Origin of the sequence: Paludisphaera soli (assembly GCF_011064595.1) — a bacterium.
Taxonomy (GTDB): Bacteria; Planctomycetota; Planctomycetia; order Isosphaerales; family Isosphaeraceae; genus Paludisphaera; species Paludisphaera soli.
In genome coordinates this window covers 1-20,384 of the sequence record NZ_JAALJI010000035.1, presented here as the reverse complement: position 1 = coordinate 20,384, position 20,384 = coordinate 1, and the positions used below count along the sequence as shown (strand labels likewise).

Annotated in this window: 20 protein-coding genes; 6 read left to right on the top strand and 14 right to left on the bottom strand. The window is 71.5% G+C overall.

The window, feature by feature from the left end:
- Nucleotides 1–140: 140 nt before the first annotated feature.
- The 4 genes from G6O68_RS28030 to G6O68_RS28015 form a co-directional block, all read right to left on the bottom strand.
- Nucleotides 141–2,774 (bottom strand): right-handed parallel beta-helix repeat-containing protein, encoded by a 2,634-nt coding sequence (locus tag G6O68_RS28030; protein WP_165252392.1) that lies wholly within the window; start codon nt 2,772–2,774, stop codon nt 141–143.
- Nucleotides 2,775–3,492: 718 nt separating this feature from the next.
- Nucleotides 3,493–3,810, bottom strand: a complete 318-nt coding sequence (locus G6O68_RS28025; RefSeq protein WP_165252391.1) for a TlpA disulfide reductase family protein — start codon at nt 3,808–3,810, stop codon at nt 3,493–3,495.
- Nucleotides 3,811–3,831: 21 nt separating this feature from the next.
- Nucleotides 3,832–4,668, bottom strand: coding sequence for a hypothetical protein (locus G6O68_RS28020; RefSeq protein ID WP_165252390.1), 837 nt, complete (start codon nt 4,666–4,668; stop codon nt 3,832–3,834).
- Between the two features lie 162 nt (nt 4,669–4,830).
- The gene (locus G6O68_RS28015) at nt 4,831–6,645 is read right to left on the bottom strand and encodes a hypothetical protein (protein ID WP_165252389.1); all 1,815 of its coding nucleotides are present in this window, start codon (nt 6,643–6,645) and stop codon (nt 4,831–4,833) included.
- A 75-nt stretch (nt 6,646–6,720) separates the two neighbouring features.
- Between G6O68_RS28015 and G6O68_RS28010 the strand changes: the two genes are divergently transcribed.
- Nucleotides 6,721–7,524, top strand: coding sequence for a class I SAM-dependent methyltransferase (locus G6O68_RS28010; RefSeq protein WP_165252388.1), 804 nt, complete (start codon nt 6,721–6,723; stop codon nt 7,522–7,524).
- Here the strand turns inward: G6O68_RS28010 and G6O68_RS28005 are convergent.
- The 3 genes from G6O68_RS28005 to G6O68_RS27995 form a co-directional block, all read right to left on the bottom strand.
- The gene (locus G6O68_RS28005) at nt 7,508–8,095 is read right to left on the bottom strand and encodes a hypothetical protein (RefSeq protein WP_165252387.1); all 588 of its coding nucleotides are present in this window, start codon (nt 8,093–8,095) and stop codon (nt 7,508–7,510) included. The two genes, G6O68_RS28010 and G6O68_RS28005, sit on opposite strands and share 17 nt — an antisense overlap.
- 36 nt (nt 8,096–8,131) lie before the next feature.
- Nucleotides 8,132–8,518 (bottom strand): hypothetical protein, encoded by a 387-nt coding sequence (locus G6O68_RS28000; RefSeq protein ID WP_165252386.1) that lies wholly within the window; start codon nt 8,516–8,518, stop codon nt 8,132–8,134.
- A gap of 181 nt (nt 8,519–8,699) precedes the next feature.
- On the bottom strand, nt 8,700–10,085 hold the full coding sequence (locus tag G6O68_RS27995) for a dihydrolipoyl dehydrogenase family protein (RefSeq protein WP_165252385.1): 1,386 nt from the start codon (nt 10,083–10,085) through the stop codon (nt 8,700–8,702).
- 247 nt (nt 10,086–10,332) lie between these two features.
- Here G6O68_RS27995 and G6O68_RS27990 point away from each other — a divergent pair, with 247 nt between their 5' ends.
- On the top strand, nt 10,333–10,788 hold the full coding sequence (locus G6O68_RS27990) for a DUF6928 family protein (protein WP_165252383.1): 456 nt from the start codon (nt 10,333–10,335) through the stop codon (nt 10,786–10,788).
- The gene (locus tag G6O68_RS27985) at nt 10,731–11,012 is read left to right on the top strand and encodes a hypothetical protein (protein ID WP_165252382.1); all 282 of its coding nucleotides are present in this window, start codon (nt 10,731–10,733) and stop codon (nt 11,010–11,012) included. Before G6O68_RS27990 ends, G6O68_RS27985 begins: the two co-directional genes overlap by 58 nt.
- Nucleotides 11,013–11,112: 100 nt before the next feature.
- Here G6O68_RS27985 and G6O68_RS27980 read toward each other — a convergent pair whose 3' ends face one another.
- Together G6O68_RS27980 and G6O68_RS27975 are read right to left on the bottom strand one after the other, a co-directional pair.
- Nucleotides 11,113–12,060 carry a DUF1559 domain-containing protein gene (locus G6O68_RS27980; RefSeq protein WP_165252381.1) on the bottom strand — a complete coding sequence of 316 codons (948 nt, stop codon included), beginning with the start codon at nt 12,058–12,060 and terminating at the stop codon, nt 11,113–11,115.
- Between the two features lie 65 nt (nt 12,061–12,125).
- Entirely contained in the window at nt 12,126–12,461 is a 336-nt protein-coding gene (locus G6O68_RS27975) for a hypothetical protein (RefSeq protein WP_165252380.1), read from the bottom strand.
- 138 nt (nt 12,462–12,599) lie between these two features.
- Between G6O68_RS27975 and G6O68_RS27970 the strand changes: the two genes are divergently transcribed.
- Nucleotides 12,600–13,838: a HEAT repeat domain-containing protein gene (locus G6O68_RS27970; RefSeq protein WP_165252379.1), complete on the top strand. Its 1,239-nt coding sequence runs from the start codon at nt 12,600–12,602 to the stop codon at nt 13,836–13,838.
- Between the two features lie 14 nt (nt 13,839–13,852).
- Here the strand turns inward: G6O68_RS27970 and G6O68_RS27965 are convergent, their stop codons facing one another.
- From G6O68_RS27965 to G6O68_RS27955, 3 genes are all read right to left on the bottom strand, one after another.
- Nucleotides 13,853–14,248, bottom strand: coding sequence for a DUF2500 domain-containing protein (locus tag G6O68_RS27965; protein ID WP_165252378.1), 396 nt, complete (start codon nt 14,246–14,248; stop codon nt 13,853–13,855).
- Nucleotides 14,249–14,505: 257 nt separating this feature from the next.
- Nucleotides 14,506–15,153: a hypothetical protein gene (locus G6O68_RS27960; RefSeq protein ID WP_165252377.1), complete on the bottom strand. Its 648-nt coding sequence runs from the start codon at nt 15,151–15,153 to the stop codon at nt 14,506–14,508.
- A 250-nt stretch (nt 15,154–15,403) separates the two neighbouring features.
- A complete protein-coding gene (locus G6O68_RS27955) occupies nt 15,404–15,832 on the bottom strand; it encodes a hypothetical protein (RefSeq protein ID WP_165252376.1) in 429 nt (142 codons plus the stop codon).
- 301 nt (nt 15,833–16,133) lie between these two features.
- Here G6O68_RS27955 and G6O68_RS27950 point away from each other — a divergent pair, with 301 nt between their 5' ends.
- Both G6O68_RS27950 and G6O68_RS27945 read left to right on the top strand, forming a co-directional pair.
- Entirely contained in the window at nt 16,134–16,652 is a 519-nt protein-coding gene (locus tag G6O68_RS27950; RefSeq protein WP_165252374.1) for a hypothetical protein, read from the top strand.
- Nucleotides 16,653–16,746: 94 nt separating this feature from the next.
- Complete coding sequence (locus G6O68_RS27945) at nt 16,747–18,279, top strand: DNA methyltransferase (RefSeq protein WP_240911537.1); 1,533 nt, start codon at nt 16,747–16,749, stop codon at nt 18,277–18,279.
- A 226-nt stretch (nt 18,280–18,505) separates the two neighbouring features.
- On the opposite strand, the gene G6O68_RS27940 is transcribed toward G6O68_RS27945, so the two are convergent.
- A complete protein-coding gene (locus tag G6O68_RS27940) occupies nt 18,506–19,552 on the bottom strand; it encodes a helix-turn-helix domain-containing protein (RefSeq protein ID WP_165252372.1) in 1,047 nt (348 codons plus the stop codon).
- Between the two features lie 116 nt (nt 19,553–19,668).
- Nucleotides 19,669–19,986 carry a hypothetical protein gene (locus tag G6O68_RS27935; protein ID WP_240911536.1) on the bottom strand — a complete coding sequence of 106 codons (318 nt, stop codon included), beginning with the start codon at nt 19,984–19,986 and terminating at the stop codon, nt 19,669–19,671.
- Nucleotides 19,987–20,384: the final 398 nt, after the last annotated feature.

Genomic DNA, 20,384 nt, shown 5'->3' with positions numbered 1-20,384 from the left:
TTGCACGAAGGCCGAGAACGGCCGCTTCCGAACGGAGAAGGCGTGGCTCGCAGGGCAATATACCGATCCGATTCGCGCATCGCAAGTCGATGATCGGACAATCTCGCCATTTTCTTCGAATCCACCCGCGAGGCCCGCATTCAGGGCCGGACGTTCAGCTCCAGGTCGTCCAGGAAGACGGCCGTGGGGTGCTCCGCCGGGCTGACGAAGCCGACCCAGTCGACCGACTTCCAGCCCGGATCGACGGCCAGCCCGTCCAGCTTCAGGGGGTCGGCGCCGGGGCGGGAGACGGCCAGGCTCCAGGTCGGCTCGGCCCCCGCCGCGCCGTCGCCGAGCCGGGCCCGAACCTCCACCCGCAGCCATTCGCCGGCGGGGGCGTCCATCACGGCGCGGCCCCGGACCTTCAGCTTGCCGTCGGCGATCCAGAGGCTCGGCCCCGTCCGGTACGGGCTCGCGCCGTCGCGCCACTCGTGGTAGAAGGTCGCCCCCGGCTCGGCCCGGACGGCGAACGAGCAGGTCGCCAGCCCTTTCTCGTAATGCGGCTGATAGTAGAAGTGCGGGTCGAACCCGTTCTTCAGCCCCGCCGCGTCGGCGACCTTCAGGCTCCGCCGCCCGTTCGCGGCCGCCTCCTCGGTGACCGCCACCAGCTCGGGACGGCCGCCGTGCGAGAGCGCCGCGGACTCGGGCGAATAGCCCGTCGCGCTCGGGGCGACCGCTTCGAAGTCCTCCGACACCGAGAGCGGCGGCGGCTCGGGGGCGGGCGTCGAGGCGGGCAGGGGGGCGTCGGCCTCGGCCCGCAAGGCCGCGTCACGCACGCCGGCCTTCGAGAAGTCGAACGGCTTGAACCCCATCGCGACGGCGGGGCTCCCGGGCTTGAGTCGGAAGTCATATCCCTCCGCATCCACGAACAAGGGGTCGGCGATCTTGGAATGCGCATCCTGCCCGGTGGCCTTCCGCCACTCCTCCAGCGACTTCCCCGCGAACGTCACCGGCGAGCCCGAGGCCTCGAAGTACAGGTTCGAATCCAGCCGGAAGTTCTTGTCCGTCCAGACGCCGGTCAGGAGCGGGCCCCCTTCCCAGTAGACGACGTTGCGCTCGAAGGTGAACGAGAGGTGGTCCTCGGCCCGGCTCCGCATGACCTGGCCGTACTTGCTGAACGCCAGGATGTTGTTGCGGACGACGTTCTCGCGGCCGTAGTGCTGGTGGTAGCTGCCGGTGGTCGTGTTCCAGACGAGGTTGTCCTCCAGGACGATCCCGGTGGAGCCCTCGTCGTTGTACAGGCCCCAGCCGCCGGCGCCCGACTTGTTGTACGAGTCGACGTCGTGGATCACGTTGCGGCTGACGCTCGTCCCCTCCGAGAGCCCCAGGGTGTAGACGCCCCCCATGTCGCTGAGGACGTTGCGGCCGATATGGTGCAGGCGGTTGTCGTCGATCGCGTTCCGCTTGCAGTCGGTCGGGGCGTAGCCCCACGACCAGCCCACGGAGACGGCCGTGTAGAAGCCGTCGGCGATGTCGTTGTGCGTCACCGCATTGTCGCTGGACTGGCCGATCCAGACGCCGATCGCCCCCGGGAACCAGCGGCCGAAGCCCCGGATGATGGTGTCGTGCACGGCGACCTTCCCCGTCGCGTGCTCGGGCCTCGCCGGCCTCCCCGCCTCGCCGATCCGCACGCCCCCCGCGCCCAAGTCGACCAGGGCGCAGCGCTCGACCTTGCAGTCGGTGCAGCCGCGACGGAACCAGACGCCGTAGACGCCGACATGTTCGATCCGGCATCCCTCCAGCGCCACCCGACGGGCCCCGTCGACCTGCACCACGGCCGGGACGCTCGCCGCCGCCTGCGGGTCGGCGTGCCCCTCGGCCGGGAGGTTGTACGCGGCGTGGCGGAAGGTCAGGCCCCGGAACGCCAGGTCCTCGACGAACGCCCCCTTGTCGGGATCGCCCTGGATCGTCAGGAACGACCCGGCGACGGGGGCGACGATTCGGGACTTGCCGATCTCTTCACCGGGGAGCGGCTTGTAGGCCAGCGTGCCGTCGCGGTCCAGGAACCACTCGCCGGGCTGGTCGAGAGCCTCGCGGAGGTTCTCCAAATGGTAGCGCTGGTTGGGTCCCCACTTGAGGAACTCCCAGGGCGCCGGGCCGGTCAGGTCGACCTTGCCGGAGGCGGCGTCGAACGACGCGATCCGGTGCCGCGAGACCTCCCACGAGTGGTAGGCGACGACGTTGACCTCGCGGAGTTCTTCGGGCGAGAGCCCTTCCAGCCCCGCCAGCGTCAGGTCCTCGCGACGCCCCACGAACGAGCGGCCCGGGTCGGGCGTCCCGGCCTTCCTCATGTAGTGGTAGCCCTCGTCCGGCGTCCGCGCCCGCACGGCGCGTCGGCCGTTGACGTAGAGCTGTTCGAAGGGCCGCTCGCCGGCGGCGGCGTGAACCTTCGCGACCCACAGGCCGTCGCCCGTCGCCTGGAACCCGCCGACCTCCCGACCGCCGTCGATCACGACCTCCGCGCCCGGCTCGGCCTCATAGGCGACGCCCCCGTCCTCGGGCCCGAACGCGACGGGCTCCGTCAGCCGATACGTCCCCGCCGCGAACCGGACCACGACCGGCTCGCGCCGGCCCCCGGCCTCCTTGCGAAGCTCCCGCACCCGGTCGCGCGCCGCCTGGAGCGAGGCGACCGGCCCGTCGGGCGTCACGGACACCACGACCCCCGGCTGAGCCCCGGCGGGCGTCGCGAGCAGGCTGCAAATCAGGGCCGGCAGGACGGATCGTCGCATGAACATCGGAGAGGACTCCTTCGGGTCTCGGCCCTTCCCGGCCCCGCGCCCCTTCCCATGCGGGGCCCCGGCCGTCGGCCGCCTCAAGCCGCGACTCTAACGCGCCCCGGCCGCCGACCCCAGCCCCCGGCGGCCTCGGCCCGGGTTCGGACGTCCTCGCTCGTCTTCCCTTCCCCCCCGGTGGGGGAAGGTGGCCCGCAGGGCCGGATGGGGGGGAGATGAACACGGAGGCCGCCCGGAGAATCGGGCGGGCACGCCGTCGCCCTCGCGCGCGGAGGAACGCCCGAGACGACGCGCCGAAATCTTCGCCCGATCTCGAATCCTCATCCGGCCCATCTCCTCATTCGGAAGTCCCCAGGGTTCGTCCACATCGACCGACGACCTTGCGTCGAACCTGACCGCAGTCCCGCGAAATTGGCTTCGTCCGCGCCGGCCTGAAAACGAACCCATCGGACCCAAGTCTCGACGCCGCAAGGGATTTCCCCCCGAGCGACCGGCTCTGAATTTGGGTTCGTTCGGCGCGCTTCACCTCATGCCGATACGCGCATCGGCCCGGGCACGGCCTCGCGTTGCGATCACCGACCGGCGGATTGCCAAAGAGGGGGGCGTGCTCGGCGCGCAACGCCCCAGAGGAGAGGATGCCTCACGTTCGCGGAATGGGGAATAGTTGGTCGGCCCCTCGATGAGCGATCGCGGGATTCCGCTTCAATAGTCCCCGAGGGGCTCATCGGGCGGCGTCCTCGGCCGCGCGGAGGAGCGGTTCGAGGGCGGCGGGGGTGAGGTCCTCGCCGGCCTGGTCGTCGCCGATGATCCCGGCGGCGTCGAGGAGGTAGGCCGTGGGCAAGTTCTGGACGCCCCACGTCCGGGGGATCTCGCCGTCGGGGCCGCCCGCCCAGAAGGATCGCCAGGCGATCCCTTCCTTCGCGACCGCCTCCTTGACCTTGGCCCGGTCCTCTTCCGCGTCGCCGTTGACCCCCACCACCGCGAACGGACGCCCCTTCAGGGCCGCGGCAAGATCCTTGTCCCGGCGGATCGACCTCATGTGGGGATCATCCGTAAGCGACTAGAACGCCAGGATCACGACCTGGCCCCGGAAGTCGCGCAGCCGGATGGGCGCCCCGTCGAGGTCCTCGCCGACGAGATCCGGCGCGGGCTGGCCGATCCTGAGGTGCCGAATCCGGTAAAGATCTCCCGCGGCCTGACCCCCCAGGGTGTTGGGCCCGTCCCCCTGCTCGCGGACGACCTCCTCCAGCAGGGCTTCGGCCTCGCCCCGGAGCTTCGGGGCGTCGACCGCCCGGCAGCGGTCCCGAGAAGCCTCGGTCAGTTCCTTCGCCAACGCGGGGCCGCTGATCGGCGCGGCGAGCCTGTCATGCAGCCGGGCCATCTCGGCCAGGGAGGTGCCCAGGCCGAATCGAGCGAGGGTGACGAGGTCCGGGTTCCGACTCCGGGAAATGACCGAGCGGAGAAACGGCTCGGCCTCGGGGCAGCGGGGGCCGACGCCCGGGGCGGCGAACATCGCCGGGAGGATGGCCGTATCGTCCAGCACCGGCGCATCGGCCAGGAGGCGGTACGCCGCGTCGCCGCGTTTTGCGATGGCATCGCCCCTCGCAATTGCCGCCTGGCTCGCCACCCACGCGGGCGCGGCGAGGTTTTCCGGTTCTCCCGGATGCGAGCGGGCCAGGGTCAAAGCCCGGTCCATCAGGCTCTGCACCTTGGCGTGATAGGCCTCGTCCGCGGCCCTCGCGTCCTCCGCGGCCTTCACTTCTCTCGCTCTTTCGACGAACGAACGCCTCGCCGCATCTTCCTCCGCCTTGATGGCCGCCAGCGTATCCGGAGCGGGCGCCTGGCCCACCGCGGCCAGGGGCCAGCAGGCGACGATCATCCATCCGAGTCGGCTCATAACATCGGGACTCCGGGGGCGACTTGCCATTCGGCGTCGCCCGCATTCTGGGCGCGCTCGCCGTCGGGCCTCAAGCCCCGGGCCCGGTCGGTCGCGGGCCCCGCCTCGTCACGCGAAGGGCGGGCGTGCCGGGTCGCCTCCGTCGAGCAGCCCCCGCGCGGGTCACGACCCCTTCGGCTTCTTCCGCCGGCGCGGGCGCTCGACCACGACGGGGAGGAAGAACTCGTTCCGGAGGGCCTCGGCGGCGTCGGGGGTGGCGAGCAGGAGTTCCAGGTCCTGGCCGTCGGTGAGGACGGCTTGGAAGCGCTCGGGGCGGGCGGACTCCGCCAGGGCGGCGTTGAGGGCGTCGGCCACGGCCTCGGCGTCGTAGTAGTCGCCGAAGTAGCGGGCGCGGAACGCGACGAGGCGGCCGTCGTGGAGGAACTCGACCTTGTAGGCGTCGACGACGTCGCCCGAATCCATCACGTCCTCCTCGGAGACGCCGGCCGGGATGTCCCAGGTCTGGCGGGCGGCCTCGACGACGAACGCGTCGCGGGTGGCTCCCGCGAGGCTCAGGATCAGCGCGTCGTGGGGCGGGGGGATCTCGTCGGCCTCGGTGTCGAAGCCGACGAGGGCGCCGGCCTGCGCCAGGGCCCGCTGGAACACGTCGGCCGGCTCGGGCTCGCGGTCGGGCCAGTTTTCCAGGAGGGCCGCGCGGGCGGCCTCGGCCATCGCGGCGGGGTCGCTCCCGGCGGGGAGGACGCCGAGCGCCGCGGCCCGGGCGAGCGCCGGCTCGGCCGCCAGCCCGCGCGTGCGCCAGAGGACCTTCATGCGGGCCGGGCCGGATTGCTCGTCGAGTTGGGCCTCGGCCGCCGCGGAGGCCGTGGCGCCGCCGATCCGCGACAGGGCCTCGTCGAACTCCTCGGCCGCGCCGTGCTGGACCCGGGCGGCGCGGATCGCGGCGACGATCTCATCGTCGACCGCGCCCGCGAATGTGGAGCCGAGCGACTTCGCCGCGGCGCGGGCGGCGCTGGGGTCCGGGCCTTCCATCAGCCCCAGGGCGAGCGAGCGGTGCAGGGGGGGGTCGGCGGCGGTCGCGTCGAGGGCCCGGGACAGGAAGGTCTCCACCAGGCGATGCCGGCCCCGGATCAGGTCGGCGGCCATCGCCGCGCAGCGGGGGTCGCCCGGCGCCGCGCGACGGAGGGCGTCGAGCGCGTCCAGGATCGCCATGGACCCGGTCATGAAGTCGACCGGCCGGACGCCGTCGCGGACCTCGGCGAACCATCGCAGGAGCAGGTCGATGGACGCCGCCCGGACGTCGGGCCCGCCTTCCCCGCCCAGCCGGACGACGGCCGCGAGGAACCCGGCCGATTCGTCGCCGACGACCGCCGGTTCGTCCAGCCAGGCGGCGCCGATCCGGTCCAGGTTGGCGCGCGTCGGCGCGCCCTGGGCGATCCACCAGGCCATGCGCGCCGCGTCGGCCGCGCCGGGGCGGCCGAGCCGTTCGGAGAATTCCTCCAACGCCCCCGGCAGGCCCAGGATGCCGCACTCCTGCACGGCCTGCTTCGCCACCTTCGGGTCGTCGGAGTCGAGGTCCGCCAGGAGGGTGCGGCGGATCTCCGGGTCGGTCCCCAGGAAGCGGGCCTCGGGGGTGAAGAGCATGTGCCGCCAGGTGGCGTTCTTCGCCCGGGACCGGACGATCTTGCGCGCGATCGGCAGGACGGCGGGCTCCTCCAGGGCGCAGAGCGCCACGATCGCCGCCGCCCCCTCGACCTGCTTCACCCCCGCGCGGGCGGCGACCTCCAGGAGCCTGGGGACGGCCTCGCCGCGCCGGGCTTTCAGCATGGCGATCTGGGTCTCGCCCAGCGAATACGTGTCGGGCAGTTCGCGGAAGAACCGCTCCAGCGGGTCGGCGGGCGAGCGTTCCGCCCGGTCCCGCCGCAGTTCCGCGATCCGTTCGGGGTCGGTCGTGATTTCGATCCGGGGCCGCTTGGCCATGGCGTTCTCCTTGAAGGGCCTTCATCCTGTCGAGAGGGCCGCCGCGCCGCAAGACGGGGGGAGTGGAATCGACGCATGAACGATCCCGGATCGATTTTCGGCTACAACCGCCGCGCCTGGGACAGCCAGGTGGAGCGCGGGAACCGCTGGACGGTCCCCGTCGATCCCGACGCGATCGCCGGGGCTCGGACGGGCGACTGGAGCATCGTGCTGACGCCGACGAAGCCCGTCCCGGCCGACTGGTTCCCGCCGCTCGCGGGGACGGACGTGCTCTGCCTGGCGAGCGGGGGAGGGCAGCAGGGGCCGATCCTGTCGGCGGCCGGGGCGCGGGTGACGGTGTATGACGCCAGCCCGAAGCAGCTGGCCCGCGATCGCGAGGTCGCCGACCGCGAGGGGCTGGCGATCGAATGCGTCGAGGGGGACATGGCGGACCTCTCGGCGTTCGCGGACGGGTCGTTCGACCTGATCGTCCACCCCTGTTCGAACACGTTCGCCCCCGACGTCCGCACGGTCTGGCGCGAGGCCTTCCGCGTCCTCCGCCCCGGCGGCACCCTGCTGGCCGGCTTCACCAACCCCGTCGCCTTCCTGTTCGACGAGGCCGCCCTGGACCGCGGCGAGCTTCGCGTCGCCTATTCGATCCCGTATTCCGACCTGACGAGCCTGACCGACGAGGAGCGCCGGCGGTTCGCCGACCGCGACGAGCCGCTCTGCTTCGGCCACACCCTCGACGACCAGATCGGCGGCCAGCTCGCCGCCGGCTTCCTGCTGGCCGGCTTCTACGAGGACGTCGACCCCGGCTCCCCCCTCGCCCGCGTGATTCCGGCGTACGTCGCCACCCGGGCGATCCGGCCGCGCGGAGAGGTCACCCCAGGACCGTGATGCGAGAGTGGGGGTTCTCTTGCAGCAGTCGGGCGTAGAGGGGCTCCGTGCGGAGGAGCTTGCGCAGCCGCCTTTGGCTCAGTTCCCGGGCCCGGGGTGCCTGGTCCGCCGCGAGCCGCAGCGGGATCTCCAGGCTCTCCGCGCCTTCCTCCTCGATCTGCGGCTTCTTGGAGACCTGATAAAGCATGAAGCCCAGCCAGCCCAGGAGCCAGGTCATCAGGAGCGCCTTCCCCATCCCCCGGTGGGACTGGTCCTGGAAGAACCTCGGGATGAGCACGCTCAACAAAACCGTGTCCTCGGTGGGCCTCCCGGACAGGGCGCAGACCCCGCTTGACGGGAGGCGGCCGTCGCGGATCAGGCGGCGGATCTCGTCCATCAGGCCGGCCTCGTAGGGGTCGCGGCCGGTGAGTTCCCGCAGGCGGCTGAGGCTGGGGACCCTGGTCTCCGCGCCGCATTCGCAGCGGGCGGGCGACCCGCAGAGGGCTGTGGAGACGGCGACCGCCCGACCGCAGCCGCAGGTGTAGCCGTACCCGTTCCCCGGGCCCCGCCGCCATTCGACTTCCGTCTCCATCGTCGCCTCCGGTCGGAGCGGGCCGAGGCCCGGCGCTCAGATGCCGCGGACCCGTTCCCGCTTCTCCTCGATGCGCCGGATGCAGTTCGCGACGTAGGTCGCGTCCGGCGTCCCCTTCAGGAGGTCCCCGGCCATGCGGAACAGGACGACCGCCCGCGCCCATTCGCCCGCCATCTCGCAGCGGGTCGCGCCGTCGATCAGGTCCATGGGGTCGTGCGGGCCGGCGGCCGCTTTCAGGCGGGCGAGCATCCGCTTCCTCCCGAGCCCCCAGCACCATCGCTCCAGGGAGGACGCCCAACCGCGGGCTCGCGAAGCCACCGTGGGGAAGAGCAGCATCAGATAGAACCCGAACGACAGCCAGGGCAGATGCACGACCACGAAGTCCGCGAAGCCGTACAGGATTTCCCCCACGATCTCCGCCATCCGCCGATCTCCCTCGACGCGCACCGCCGGATCACGTTTGCGGCGAGGCCGACGTTCGTCGCCAGGCCCCACGCCGCCCTTTCCCGATGCGGGACAGTCTCGTCGACCCCGCCCTCGAAAGCAACGCCCCGGCATGCCGCTTGCGCGACGGCGGCCGGCCGTCGGGGGTGCGAAGCGGGCCTCACGGCGCCTTCGGCGGTTCCGCGAAGAGGACGGTCAGGCCCTCGGACATGGTGGGGTGGGCGAACACGGCGTCGCGGAGGGCCGTGTAGGGGAGGCCGGCGATCATGGCGGACTGGACGGCGGCGAGCAGCTCGCCGGCCTCGGCGGCGAAGGCGGTGAAGCCGAGGATGCGGTCGTCGGGCGCGGCGGCGATGACGGCCTTGAGGAAGCCCCGAGGGGCCGAGAGCGTGCGGGTGCGCAACACCGCGGCGGCCGGCATCTTCGCTAGCCGATAGGGGACGCCGGCGGCCCGCGCGGCGGCCTCGGAGAGGCCGACGTGGGCCAGCTCCGGGTCGGTGAACAGGCAGTAGGGGACGAGCCGGCCGGCCGTCGAGCGCGAGCCGCCGAGCACGGCGGCGAGCACCACGCGGTAGTCGTCGTACGAGGCGTGCGTGAACTGCGGGCTCCCCGCGCAGTCGCCCATCGCCCAGACGCCGGGGGCGGTCGTCGCCAGGCGGTCGTCCACATGGACGAAGCCGCGAGCGTCCAGCTCGACGCCCCCCTTCGCCGCGTCGAGCGAGTCGGTGTTCGGGGTCCGGCCGGCGGCGACGAGCAGGTCGGACGCCTCGATCACCTGGCCGTTGTCGAGCGTGATCCGGACCGATTCGCCCGAACGCCCCTCGACGGCGACGGCCGAGGCGTGCAGGCGGACCTCCACCCCCTCGTCGTCCATCAGTTGCAGGAGGGCCTCGGAGACGTCCGGGTCCTCGCGTTCGAGGAGCCGGCCGGAGCGGTTGAGGACCGTCACCCGCGCGCTGAACCGTCGCATCGCCTGCGCGAACTCCAGCCCGACGTAGCCCCCGCCGAGGATGACGAGGTGCTCCGGCAGCCGCGCCAGGTCGAGCGCCTCGACGTGCGTCATCGGCCGGGCCTCGGCCAGGCCGGGGGTCGGCGGCAGGCTCGCGCGGCTGCCCACGTCGAGGAAGACCCGCTGCGCTTCAAAGACGCGCCCGCCCCCGCCGTTCAGGCCCACGCGGATCGTCCGCTCGCCGACGAACCGCCCCTCGCCCATCACCAGCTCCGCCCCGCTGGCGGCGAACCGATCGAGGTGCATCTCCTGCAGGGCGTCGACCATGTCCTGCTTGCGCGCCTTCACGGCGTCCATGTCGACCTCCACCGGCCCGGTCCGCACGCCGAAGCGGCCCGCCTCGCGGACCATCGCCGCGACCTTCGCCCCGTGGATCACATTCTTGGTCGGCAGGCACGCCACGTTCGGGCACGCCCCGCCGACCTTCCCGCGCTCCACGACGACCACGTCGCGCCCTTGCTTCCCCAGCGTCCAGGCGAGGTATTTCCCCGCCTCGCCGCTGCCGATGATGAGGTTCTCGACCCGCTCGGGCGTCATGGCGTCTTCCTCGCTCGGCTCCGATACCAGTCCGATTTTCGCCGTTTCAGGCTAACCCGCCCCGGACGGGCCCGCGAGGGGATATCGCCGAAGGGCCGCCGCAGCGGACGGGGCCCTCATCGCGCGGCGGGCGGGCGTCGGGCTTGGATCTCTCGCGATCCCAGGCTATCCTTCCCGAGCGGGGCCGCGGGTGTCGGCCCGGGTCGGTCGGACGGAGGCCGAGGCGAGGCAGACGAGGCGGTGCCGCATGGGCTGGAAGGCGTCGTGCATCCTGGTCAACGAACGTGGGCCGGGCTACCTCGGCACGAGGCTGCTCCACGACCCCGTCCGGGCTCGGAGCTTGATCGCCGACCTCGGCCTCGGACGGCCCGGCAGCCTGGGCATGACCCGCTTCGACAGCGGCATCTACCCTACCGGGCTCGTCGTCGGGGCCTACGACGGGGCTGCGATCCTCGGCGACCCCCGGATCGGCGAAGCTTGCCTGGACTCCGGGGCCGACCGGCTCACGGCCCGGGTCCTGGAAGTCTTCCCGAAGGCCGCCGTCCTGCGGGTCGGCCTTCACAGCGTCGTCAACCTCTGGAGCTACACCTACTTCGAGGGGGGAGGTTGCTCCGGGCCTACGGCGGCTGCGCCGACGAGGGGGTCATGCTGGAAGAGGGCGACCCGCTGCCCGAGGAGCGGCCCCACTTCGAGCGGTCCGTGATCCGGGACGGCCGGCGGTGTTTCCGGGCGGAGATCGGAGGGGAGATCGAGGATTTCGACGCCTCGTCGTACGGGGAGGAACTCGCCTTCGAGGTGATGGGCCGGTTCTTCGGCCGCCGCCCGGATCAGGCCCTCGGCGTCGACCCCGACCCCTTCGAACTGCCGATGGAAGCGTTCGAACGGACGATCGGCCGGCGGTGGTGGTGGCCCTTCGGAAAACGCTGAGCGATGGAAACGGGGCGGCGGCGGGGACGGAGCGGCCGAGTCGCCTTGAACGTCTCCCGACCGACGCCTCATCCCGCGGCCCGGCCGGCGGGCCTCCCCTTCAGAACTGGTCGGACGAGACGACCTCGCCGCCGGCGCGGGTGGCGAGGAAGCTGAAGACGCGGGGGTCGATGGTCTCCTTCAGGAAGCGGGCGGAGCCGTCGGCGAAGAGGAAGTTGCAGCCCCCGGGGTGCAGGCTCCAGAAGTCGTCGGCGCCGGCCCCCTTGTAGTTGGGGACGTCGACCCAGCGCTGGTCGGGCGAGGGGCCGGTGTGGCCGAGGATCATGACGTTGGCGGTCTCGCAGTCGCGGACGGGCCACCGCGGGTTCGTGCAGACGCGGGAGTACGGGATCACGCCGACCCAGGTCGCGTCGGCCACGTTGCGCGAGCGTTCGCCGGCCATCAGGGTCGTGCTCGTCCCGTCGGTGATCTCGCGCACGCCGATGCGGCTGTTGCGGTAGAAGATCCCGTTGTTGTGCGCCGGGAACTCCTCGACCTCCAGCTGGCCCGCCGAGCCGACGTACTGGCCCGGCGAGAGGTCGGCGACGAGCGTGGCGCCCGCGGCGTCCTTCAGCAGGATCGGCCCCTCCGCGCCCGTGGAGCTGGGGCAGAGGAAGACCGAGAGGCTCGCCGTCCGCACCGTCCGCGACCCCGGCGCGGCGATCGGCAGGGTGAAATTGGCGGCGTTCGTCAGCGACCGCTGCTCCAGGTCGCTCAGGAGCATCGACCCCCAGCCCCAGCCGGGGCCGGTCTCCGGGCTGTTCGGCTCCGGGCCCAGCACGCCGGTGATGTAGCCGGGCGGGAAGGTGTCGCTCGACGCGTGATACGCGTGCATCGCCAGCCCGATCTGCTTCAGGTTGTTCGAGCATTGCAGCCGCCTCGCCGCCTCGCGCGCCGACTGCACGGCGGGCAGGAGCAGGGCGATCAGCACGGCGATGATCGCGATCACCACCAGCAATTCGATCAGCGTGAACGCGCGACGGGGCCGAGGCACTTGGGGAAGTCGCATTGAGGATCTCCCGTTCGAAGGCGAAACCGTGTCCGGGACGCGAGGGGCGGTGTCCGGGCGCGGGCTCAGAACAGGAAGACTTGCAGCCGGGACCGGCGGCGCGGGGGTGGGTCCGGGGGCGGCCCGTCGCGGTCGCACCGACGTGCGGGGCCGGCGAGCGTCGATGCGACCGGGGAGGGGGGGAGGAAGTGGGGCGCGGCGGCTTCGTCCGAAACGGCCGGCGCGTCGGCCGGCACGCCCAGGTCGGCGTCGTCCCCCACGCCGCCGTCGGGCGCCTCCAACCCGGCGGATCGGGGCGGCTCGACGTTCAACCGCGCGAAGTCGCCGCACGCTTCCGACTGCCGGAGGGGCGTCCCCGTCGTCGCCGCGATCAGGACGAGCCAGGCCGGGATCCACTTCATGCCGCCAGTCTATCCCGAGGCCGCCGTCGGAGTCGAGGCCCGGCGGCGGGCGAGTTCGTCCGCCGAGTCCGCCGCTCCGGTAGACTCAGTTCTCGGGGCGGACTCCTGCCGCGAAACTCCTGACCCAGAGGCGTCGCCATGCTTGAAGGATTGGATCGGATCGACTGGGGGAGGCTCACGCACGCCTACGGCCGCGCCGACGAGGTGCCGGGCTGGATCCGCGCCCTGGGGTCCGACGACGCCCAGGCCCGCGAGCGAGCCTTCGGGCTGCTCCGCGCGAACATCTGCCACCAGGGATCGCGATACCGCGCCAGCGCCCCGGCCGTCCCGTTCCTGTTCGAGCTGCTCGAAGCCCCCTCCGCCCGGGACAGGGTGGAGCTGATCCGGCTCCTGGTCGGCCTGGCGATCGGATATCCCGAATGGCACGTCCCGCTAGGCTTCGATCCCGCCGCCGCGTTCGTGGAGGCCGAGGGGCTCGGCGGGCCGGAAGAGCTCGCGCGAATCCGGGCGGCGGAGCCGGACCAGGACGAAGACGAGGAGCCGGAACTCCAGGACCTCTGGAAGCGGGACGCGTACGAAGCCGTGCTGGGGCGGGTGGGCGCGTTTCAGCGCCTGACCCGGGACGACGACCCGAAGGTCCGCATGGAGGCGGTGAAGGCCCTGGCCTGGTTCCCGGAAGCGGCGTCGGACTCGGCGGGCTTCGTCCGGGAGGCCGTCCTGAGCCGTCCCGACGGGGCCGAGCGGGCGAACGCGATCCTCGGCCTGGGCATCCTCGACCGCTACCTGGGCGACGCGTCGGACGTCCCGCTCCTCGTCGCCGAGACGTCGCCCGACCGGCCGTCGCCGGTCCGCACGAACGCGGCCGTCTCCCTGGCCGTCCTCCTGGGGAAATCGGCCCCGGCGGAGTGCCTCGACGTGCTCCTCGGGGCGATCCAGGACCCGGAGCGGACGGTGGCGGAGGGGGTCTCCTGGCACTGGCTCGGCCCCCTGGCCCAGGCGGGCGCCGCCGTTCAGCTCATCGAGCCTCCCCCGAGCGGGCCCATCCTCGCGGCGCTTTGCCGGGCCGCGGAGCAGGTGCACGAGCCGATGGCCGGGGCCGAGGTGTTCCAGACGCTGCTGAGCGTCGTGATCCCCGACCCGTCGCGAATCGGCAAGGATCCCAGGACGGGCTTCCGCCGCCTCGATCCGGCCCAACTGACGGACGAGCAACGGCAGGCGCTGTTCGCGATCGGCCGCGGCCCCGTCTGGGACAAGCAGCCGTTCTTCTACGGGCAGCTCATGGACGTCGGCCTGGAGTACGGCCTCCCCTGGGACCCGGCCAAGTTCCGGGCTCTCCTGGCGGCCATCCAGGACGACCCCTCCGGTGTCCGGGATTGACCGGGGCTTCCCGGTCAGGGCAGCCTGAAGTCCCCACCACCTCCCTTGGCGCCGGAGCGGCGGAAGCCGTGGTAGCGGGTCCCCTGGTGGGCGAGCGTCCCCTCGTCCCCCTCGACGAGGACGCCGTACTCCGGGCCGGCGACGCCGAATTCCCGGCGCTCGCCCGAGCGGAGTTCGAACGCGACGTAATAGTTGGTGCGGACCCGGCCGAGCCCGTGGCCGTGGCGATGGCCGCCCCCGCGCATCTCGGTCCGCTTCGCCAGGACTCGGGCGGGGGATTCCTGCATCGGTAGGGCGTTGTTGCGCGACCACTCGGCGATCCCGGACGCCGCCTGGACCGCGATCACGGCGAAGACGGCCAGGAAGCAGACGGCGATGAAGACGGGCACGATCGCGAACAGCAGGCCCATGGGTCGTCCTCTTCGGATGGGTCGGGGTCTAGCCGGCATTCGTCGGCGGATCGAGAGTCTTGCGAGGTTCGCGCCGAAATCGAGGCCCTTCGAATTCCGTCGGATCCGGGTGCCGGACCGCCGCGACCGCCCCATTTTGCCGTAGAATGACGACGGGGCGGGCCGCTTGCGCGACCCGCCCCTGTTTGCGTCCGACCTTCGGGTCTCGACCGGGGCCGGCCTCCGAGCCACCGGGGGCCGGCCCTCCCCGGCCGGGATCAGCGAACGGCCGGAGCCTTCGCCTGGGCCGCCTTGGCGGTCGCGGCGCAGCAGGCGTCGTCGACGCAGCAGGCGCCGCACTTCCCGCCGGCGTCGCAGGCGCAGGCGGGGCAAGCCCCGTCGCAGCACCCGCAAGCGGCCTTCTTCACCTCGGCGACCTTCTTCGCCTTCGCCTCCTTCTGGCAGCAGGAGTCGGCGTCGGTCTTGGCGGCCTTGACCGGCTCGGAGGCCTTCGCCTTGGCGGACGCGGCGCAGCAGGAGGCCGTGGCGCAGCAGTCGCCGCACTTCCCGCCGGCGTCGCAGGCGCAGGCCGGGCAGGCCCCGTCGCAGCATCCGCAGGCCGCCTTCTTCACCTCGGCGACCTTCTTCGCCCCGGCCTCCTTCTGGCAGCAGGTCGCGGCCTTCGCCGGGGCCGCCTTGGCGGTCGCGGCGCAGCAGGCGCCGTCGACGCAGCAGGCGCCGCACTCGGCCTTCGCGCCGGCCTTGGCGGCGGCGGAGCACGCGCAGTCGGAGCAAGGCTCCGGGCAGCACGCACACGACGACTTCTTCGCGTCGGCCGACTTCTTGGCCTCGGCGGCCCCGGCGACGCTCGTCACGACGGCCAGCGCGAGCGCGCCGACCAGGCCCAGCATTCCACGACGATCCATGAGTCTTCTCCCAACTCGATGACCTTCCCCTGGATGGCGGCCGCCGCACGACGCGGACGGGCTCGCCCCCGTTCCCTGCATGGCAGGGAGGGGGAGGACGATCCGCGCGATGCGGCGCGGACCGTCCTCCTCGCCCCCGGCATCGGGACCGGTCGGACCTCGCCGCGCATCGACGCGTCGGCCCGAGCCTCGCTCGGGGACGGACGGACGACGGGCGCAGAAGGGCCGGCGACCTCGATGCGGGGCCGGTTTAGATCAGGAGTCGGGAGTGCCGCAGGTAGAGCGGGGACCTGGGCGGCGGACTCTCCACGGGCGTGGTCGGGCGGCAGGAGGGCCGGGGAGACGGATCCTGAAGATCCGCCGCGGCCTGGGTCGAGACGCGACTGAGGTCCGTCTTCTTCGGGCCCGTGGTTCGCCGATTCGAACCGTCGGGCTCGGGGGCCTCGGATCGGTCGGCGCGGCAGGCGCAGCCGCGGTTCGGGCTGCACGAGCCCCCCGCGTCGGCGGCCTGGGCCCTGCCGGGGGCGAGGACCGCCCCCGCGTGGTCCGAGTACGGCTCGACATGGGCCGCGGGCTTCTCACAGCAGCCGCATGCGGCCGCACAGATCCCGACGGCCATCTTCGCCGGGGAGCACGCCCTCGCCCCGGTCGACGTCGCCAACGCCGCTAGGATCGCCATCAAGGCGACCCGGAGGCTTCGGCGACGTGCGAGGGCCAAGTTCAAGGGTCGTCCCCGAGTTGGAACTTCGATACGGACGGGATCGTCTCTTGAACCCTAGACATTCCGCCCGTCCCGGTCAAGACGCCGAGCGGCCTCGCCCCGACTTTTGCGGCCCTCCGAGACTTTTGCGACCATCATGCGGCTTCGGGGCCCACGAATCTTCGATCTCCAAGCCAAGCCTTCCCGATCCCGACCGGATAACTCGAAAGCCCAAACCGAGGGGCGATCGTCTACAGCCTCCGATTTTCAGGGTTCGATCATGGATAGCGAAGACGCCAGAGAACTCTTCATGCAGTACGACGGCTCGCGTTTCTACATGTCCCGCGACGGCCGCGAGGCGGAGTACCTGGCGGCCGACGTCCCGCCCGAGTTGCAGGCGGCCTGGCTCGCGGAACTAAAAAACGAGAAGCTGCGGCATCTCGCATTTCGAGGCAACTGGCAGGTCCCGTTATTCTTCCTCCACCACGCCGATCTCGACCACCTGGCCCACTTCATCCAGGCCAGGCCCCGAGGCGTGCTTTGGGAGCGATGCTCCTTCCTCGACCACCTGCTCGCCTACGCCGAAGCGGCCAGGCAGGTTGGAGGCGACCTCGACATGATCGCTCAGGCCGCCCGAAAGTCGATTCGCGAGGCCGACCGGCTGCTCCGCCGGGCCAAGGCTGCTTCGTCCATCAACCGCATCCACGACGTCTTGCACCGGGCCCATCGCCTCCTCCGGGAGATCGACGGGAGGGAGGCGGCCCCGGATCTCGATCTCCCGCCCGGCCCCGGGCGATGACGGCACGGCCCGCTCGCGCTCGACAGGAACCGGCCCCTCTGCTAGATTCCCGGCGATCACCGACCGAACGGCCCCACGGACAAGGACGTCCCCCATGGCTTCTCCCGCGCGCCGAGCCGCCAGGCCGAGCCCCATCCCGAGCGAGCCCCCCTCGCCCTCCGCCCCTCATGCGATGCTGGACGTGCGGTCGCTCGACCAGAACCTGTTCAGCCTGGAACTCTACGGCGACCCGGCGGGCCAGATCGACGACCTGATCGGCAGCGTCCGCGAGCACGGGATCCTGGAGCCGCTGGTCGTCGCGTCGGGCCTGGCGCGGGGCCGCTGGGAGGTCGTCTCGGGGCATCGTCGCCTCGCCTGCGCCATCGAACTGGGAATCGACCGCATCCCCTGCGCGATCGGCAGGTACGACTCGGACGACGCCCGCAGGGCGGCCGTGCTGGAGTTCAACCGCCAGCGCCGCAAGACGTTCAGCCAGATGATGCGCGAGGCTGACGCCCTCCAACGCCTCTGGGGAGCCGACGCGCAGGCGCGGAGTCGCGGCAACCTGCGGAACGCCCAGTCCCACCTCCCTTCCGAAGGGGGCCCCCGCACGATCCCGTTCCCCGACCATCCGTCGTGGCTGGATGCCGAGCCCGCCGCCGAGAGTCGGAATTCCGACGCTCGAGTCGACACGGGGCGAGGGGCCGACGGACCGACCCCGAAGGTCGGGCGCACCGACGCGGCCGTCGCCGAGCGGATCGGCCTGGGGGGCAAGGACCTGTATCGCCAGGCCCGGGCGGTCTGGAAGGCCGCCGGCGAGGGGGACCCCCGGGCCCTGGCCGGCGTCGCCCAGATCGACGCCGGGACGAAGACCATCCACGCGGCCTACAAGGACCTCCGCCGCCGCGACAAGTTCGCCCGAGACTTCCGGCCCACGCCGTACGACGTCTGGTCGTTCCGCCACGACCGGGCCTTCGGCGTCCCCCACCCCGGCTCCATCCCCCCGGCGCTCGTCGCCCACGCGCTCCACTACTACACCGAGCCTGGCGACCTCGTCGTCGACCCCATGGCCGGCGGCGGCACCACCCTCGACGTCGCCCTCGCCATGGGGCGCCGCTGCCTCGCCTACGACCTCGAACCCGTCCGCCCCGAGATCGCCCCCCGCGACGTCCGCCTCGGACTCCCGCCGGAAGCCCTCGGCTGCGACCTCCTCTTCTGCGATCCGCCGTACCACTCCATGCTCGCCCGCAAGTACCCCCGCGAGAGCGTCGCCTCGGCCCCACTCGACGACTGGTCGCGGTTCCTCGCCGAGCTGGCCAGATCCGCTTATTTAACGATTCGCCCCGGCGGACACTTCGCGCTTTTATTGGCGACGCAAACCGAGAAGGACCTGCCGCGGGGCCACGGCTACATCGACCACGTCTTCCTCGGCTACCGGGCCGGCCTCGAGGCGGGCTTCCTCCCCGAGCGCCGGATCAGCTGCCCGATGAGCGGCGACTACACACCCCAGCAGGTGCGGCGGGCCCGGGTGGAAGGCCGCCTGCTGGGCCAGGTCCGCGACCTCCTGATCCTCCGCAAGCCGACCGACGCACGGGAGGCGATTGATCCCGCGAACGCAAATCCCGCATGCGGGATCGCCGAAACCTAAGTCCCGAGAGCCGTTTAGCTCCGAATTTCTGAATCCCGAATCCGCAACCCATGCCTGCCGATTTTGACACCAGTCATTCTGGCATCCCAGCCCGACTGCCATTTGCGTTCCCGGGATCGCCCGAAACCCGCCCGCGAAACCCCGATTTTCCGCCCGCGGCGGGCGCAAAACGAAACGCGGCCGGAAGCCGCGTCGAAACGTGCCCAAGTTGTTCAGCCGAAAGGACTTACTCCACTGGCTCGCCGCACGCCAGCTCGTAGACCTTCCCCCGGACGAAAGGGTTCGACAGGGTCGGGTTGCGACGCACCACGGGCTCCGGCAGGCTCTTCAGGGCGACGACCGTAAGTCGTTTCAGCTCATCCGGATGGAGATTCTCCAGGACGTAGGAGACGGCCGCCTCCTGGGATGCCAGGGAGTCGACGGCGACCTCCTTCTTCTTCTCCTGCTCGATGCGCCGGAGCCGGTCCGCCAGCTCGCGGCGACGGCTCTCCAGCCGGTTCGCCACCTGGGGGAGCAGGTCGTACCCGTCCTCGATCCCCGCGCGGATGTAGCCGGGGCCATTCTGCAGCTTACCTTGGCTCTGCAGATAGAAGGCGTTGAGGAGCACCTTGGCGACCGCCTCTGGATCCTTCTGCGTAACTAGGCGGTTCGCCAGGTTCTCGGGCAGGCCCTGATTCGTCAACAAACCCTGCAAATCGACAGCAACAAGGAGCCGCCCGTCGGCGCTCAGGCGGAAGGGCGTGCCCGGGATCGGGGCGGACGCTGTGTCTTCTTTCGTTCCTGTTTCTCGTTTGGGCCCATCCTCACGGCCGGCGCGGTCCAACTTATGGACCGGCTCGACTAAAGAAAATAGGCCGGATTTCGAAGGGTCGACTAAAGAATCTGGTCCGGTTTCCCGGGAGGCCTCTAAAAGATCTCGGCCGGTCGGGGCGGCCTTCTTGGTCTTCTTGGCCGCGGGGGGCTTGGCCCGATCGCCCGTCGGCCGGCGCTCGGGCGCGGCCTGCCGGAGGACCCGGTACGCCGTGGACCTCCCCTTGGACTTGTTGGTCACCAGCAGCCCCGCCTCGGCCAGCTCGGCGATGGCGTCGATGACCGTCTGCCGGCTCAGCCCCGCCTGGCGGGCGATCGTGCGCGTGCTGGGATACCCCCAGTCGGTGCCGAAGTCCGTATAGAGGCCGATCACCAGATAGACCTTGATCGCCGAGCCCCCCAGCGATCGGAAGGCCTCGGACCGGAGCAGGTCGTGCTCGACCCGGAAGAAATACGATGCCATGGCCGGATGCCACCTTGCCTCGAGGTCGCCCTGACGAAATCCCACCCGCCGGCGGCCGAAGGGCCGCGACTCCGCGCGTCGGCCGGGACCGATCGGATCGGCCTGCCCAGCTCAGCTCAGCCCGCGTCGGCCGGCGGGGGGTCGGCGACGTAATAGGTCTTCACCTTGCCGCGAGGGCCGGTGGTGGAGACGACCAGCCCCAGCCGTTCCAGCTGGGCCAGGCCGTCGATGACGGTGGGGGTGGAGAGCCGCGTCCGGGCGACGAGCTGGCTCAGGCTGATCGTCACGCTCCGATCGGGCTCGCCCCCGACCGCCTCGATGACCACCAGGTACACCTTGATCGCCTCGCCGCGGATCTTCGCCAGATAGCCGCGGTCGAACAGCACGCTCTGCACCCAGTCGAGCTGGGTCGCCTCGTCCACGTCCGTCATCATCGCGGGGCACTCCCTTGTTCCGGGCCCGTTGAGCCCGTTCCGCCCGCCGCCGGATATCCCCCGGCGTCGATCCGCCCGCCTCCCTCGCATGACCGCCGTGCCGACTTCCATGATCGATCCCCGCTCCCTGGGTCTCGCGGCCATTCCCTGGCTTCTTCAGATTGGCTTATCGGATACAGATCACCCTGTTTGCCAGCCGTCCAGCCGGAATTCCGGGAATCCCCCCCGGGGTCGACCGGGACTTCCGCGAAATCCCCCCAGAAGGATCTGGGTCGAAACGGGCATTCGAGATTTTTGGAAGTCGTAACCCGTTGGTGTCATTAGGGTTTTGGGAGGACTTCGGGAAGAAATCTCGGTGACCTCTTGAACCCGATGGGGGGAGGCCTTAATATCTCCCC

Coding starts and splice junctions, on each gene's coding strand:
- G6O68_RS28030 (WP_165252392.1), bottom strand. CDS start 2,774: ATGTTCATGCGACGATCCGTCCTGCCGGCCCTGATTTGCAGCCTGCTC.
- G6O68_RS28025 (WP_165252391.1), bottom strand. CDS start 3,810: ATGAGGTCGATCCGCCGGGACAAGGATCTTGCCGCGGCCCTGAAGGGG.
- G6O68_RS28020 (WP_165252390.1), bottom strand. CDS start 4,668: ATGAGCCGACTCGGATGGATGATCGTCGCCTGCTGGCCCCTGGCCGCG.
- G6O68_RS28015 (WP_165252389.1), bottom strand. CDS start 6,645: ATGGCCAAGCGGCCCCGGATCGAAATCACGACCGACCCCGAACGGATC.
- G6O68_RS28010 (WP_165252388.1), top strand. CDS start 6,721: ATGAACGATCCCGGATCGATTTTCGGCTACAACCGCCGCGCCTGGGAC.
- G6O68_RS28005 (WP_165252387.1), bottom strand. CDS start 8,095: ATGGAGACGGAAGTCGAATGGCGGCGGGGCCCGGGGAACGGGTACGGC.
- G6O68_RS28000 (WP_165252386.1), bottom strand. CDS start 8,518: ATGGCGGAGATCGTGGGGGAAATCCTGTACGGCTTCGCGGACTTCGTG.
- G6O68_RS27995 (WP_165252385.1), bottom strand. CDS start 10,085: ATGACGCCCGAGCGGGTCGAGAACCTCATCATCGGCAGCGGCGAGGCG.
- G6O68_RS27990 (WP_165252383.1), top strand. CDS start 10,333: ATGGGCTGGAAGGCGTCGTGCATCCTGGTCAACGAACGTGGGCCGGGC.
- G6O68_RS27985 (WP_165252382.1), top strand. CDS start 10,731: ATGCTGGAAGAGGGCGACCCGCTGCCCGAGGAGCGGCCCCACTTCGAG.
- G6O68_RS27980 (WP_165252381.1), bottom strand. CDS start 12,060: ATGCGACTTCCCCAAGTGCCTCGGCCCCGTCGCGCGTTCACGCTGATC.
- G6O68_RS27975 (WP_165252380.1), bottom strand. CDS start 12,461: ATGAAGTGGATCCCGGCCTGGCTCGTCCTGATCGCGGCGACGACGGGG.
- G6O68_RS27970 (WP_165252379.1), top strand. CDS start 12,600: ATGCTTGAAGGATTGGATCGGATCGACTGGGGGAGGCTCACGCACGCC.
- G6O68_RS27965 (WP_165252378.1), bottom strand. CDS start 14,248: ATGGGCCTGCTGTTCGCGATCGTGCCCGTCTTCATCGCCGTCTGCTTC.
- G6O68_RS27960 (WP_165252377.1), bottom strand. CDS start 15,153: ATGGATCGTCGTGGAATGCTGGGCCTGGTCGGCGCGCTCGCGCTGGCC.
- G6O68_RS27955 (WP_165252376.1), bottom strand. CDS start 15,832: ATGGCGATCCTAGCGGCGTTGGCGACGTCGACCGGGGCGAGGGCGTGC.
- G6O68_RS27950 (WP_165252374.1), top strand. CDS start 16,134: ATGGATAGCGAAGACGCCAGAGAACTCTTCATGCAGTACGACGGCTCG.
- G6O68_RS27945 (WP_240911537.1), top strand. CDS start 16,747: ATGGCTTCTCCCGCGCGCCGAGCCGCCAGGCCGAGCCCCATCCCGAGC.
- G6O68_RS27940 (WP_165252372.1), bottom strand. CDS start 19,552: ATGGCATCGTATTTCTTCCGGGTCGAGCACGACCTGCTCCGGTCCGAG.
- G6O68_RS27935 (WP_240911536.1), bottom strand. CDS start 19,986: ATGATGACGGACGTGGACGAGGCGACCCAGCTCGACTGGGTGCAGAGC.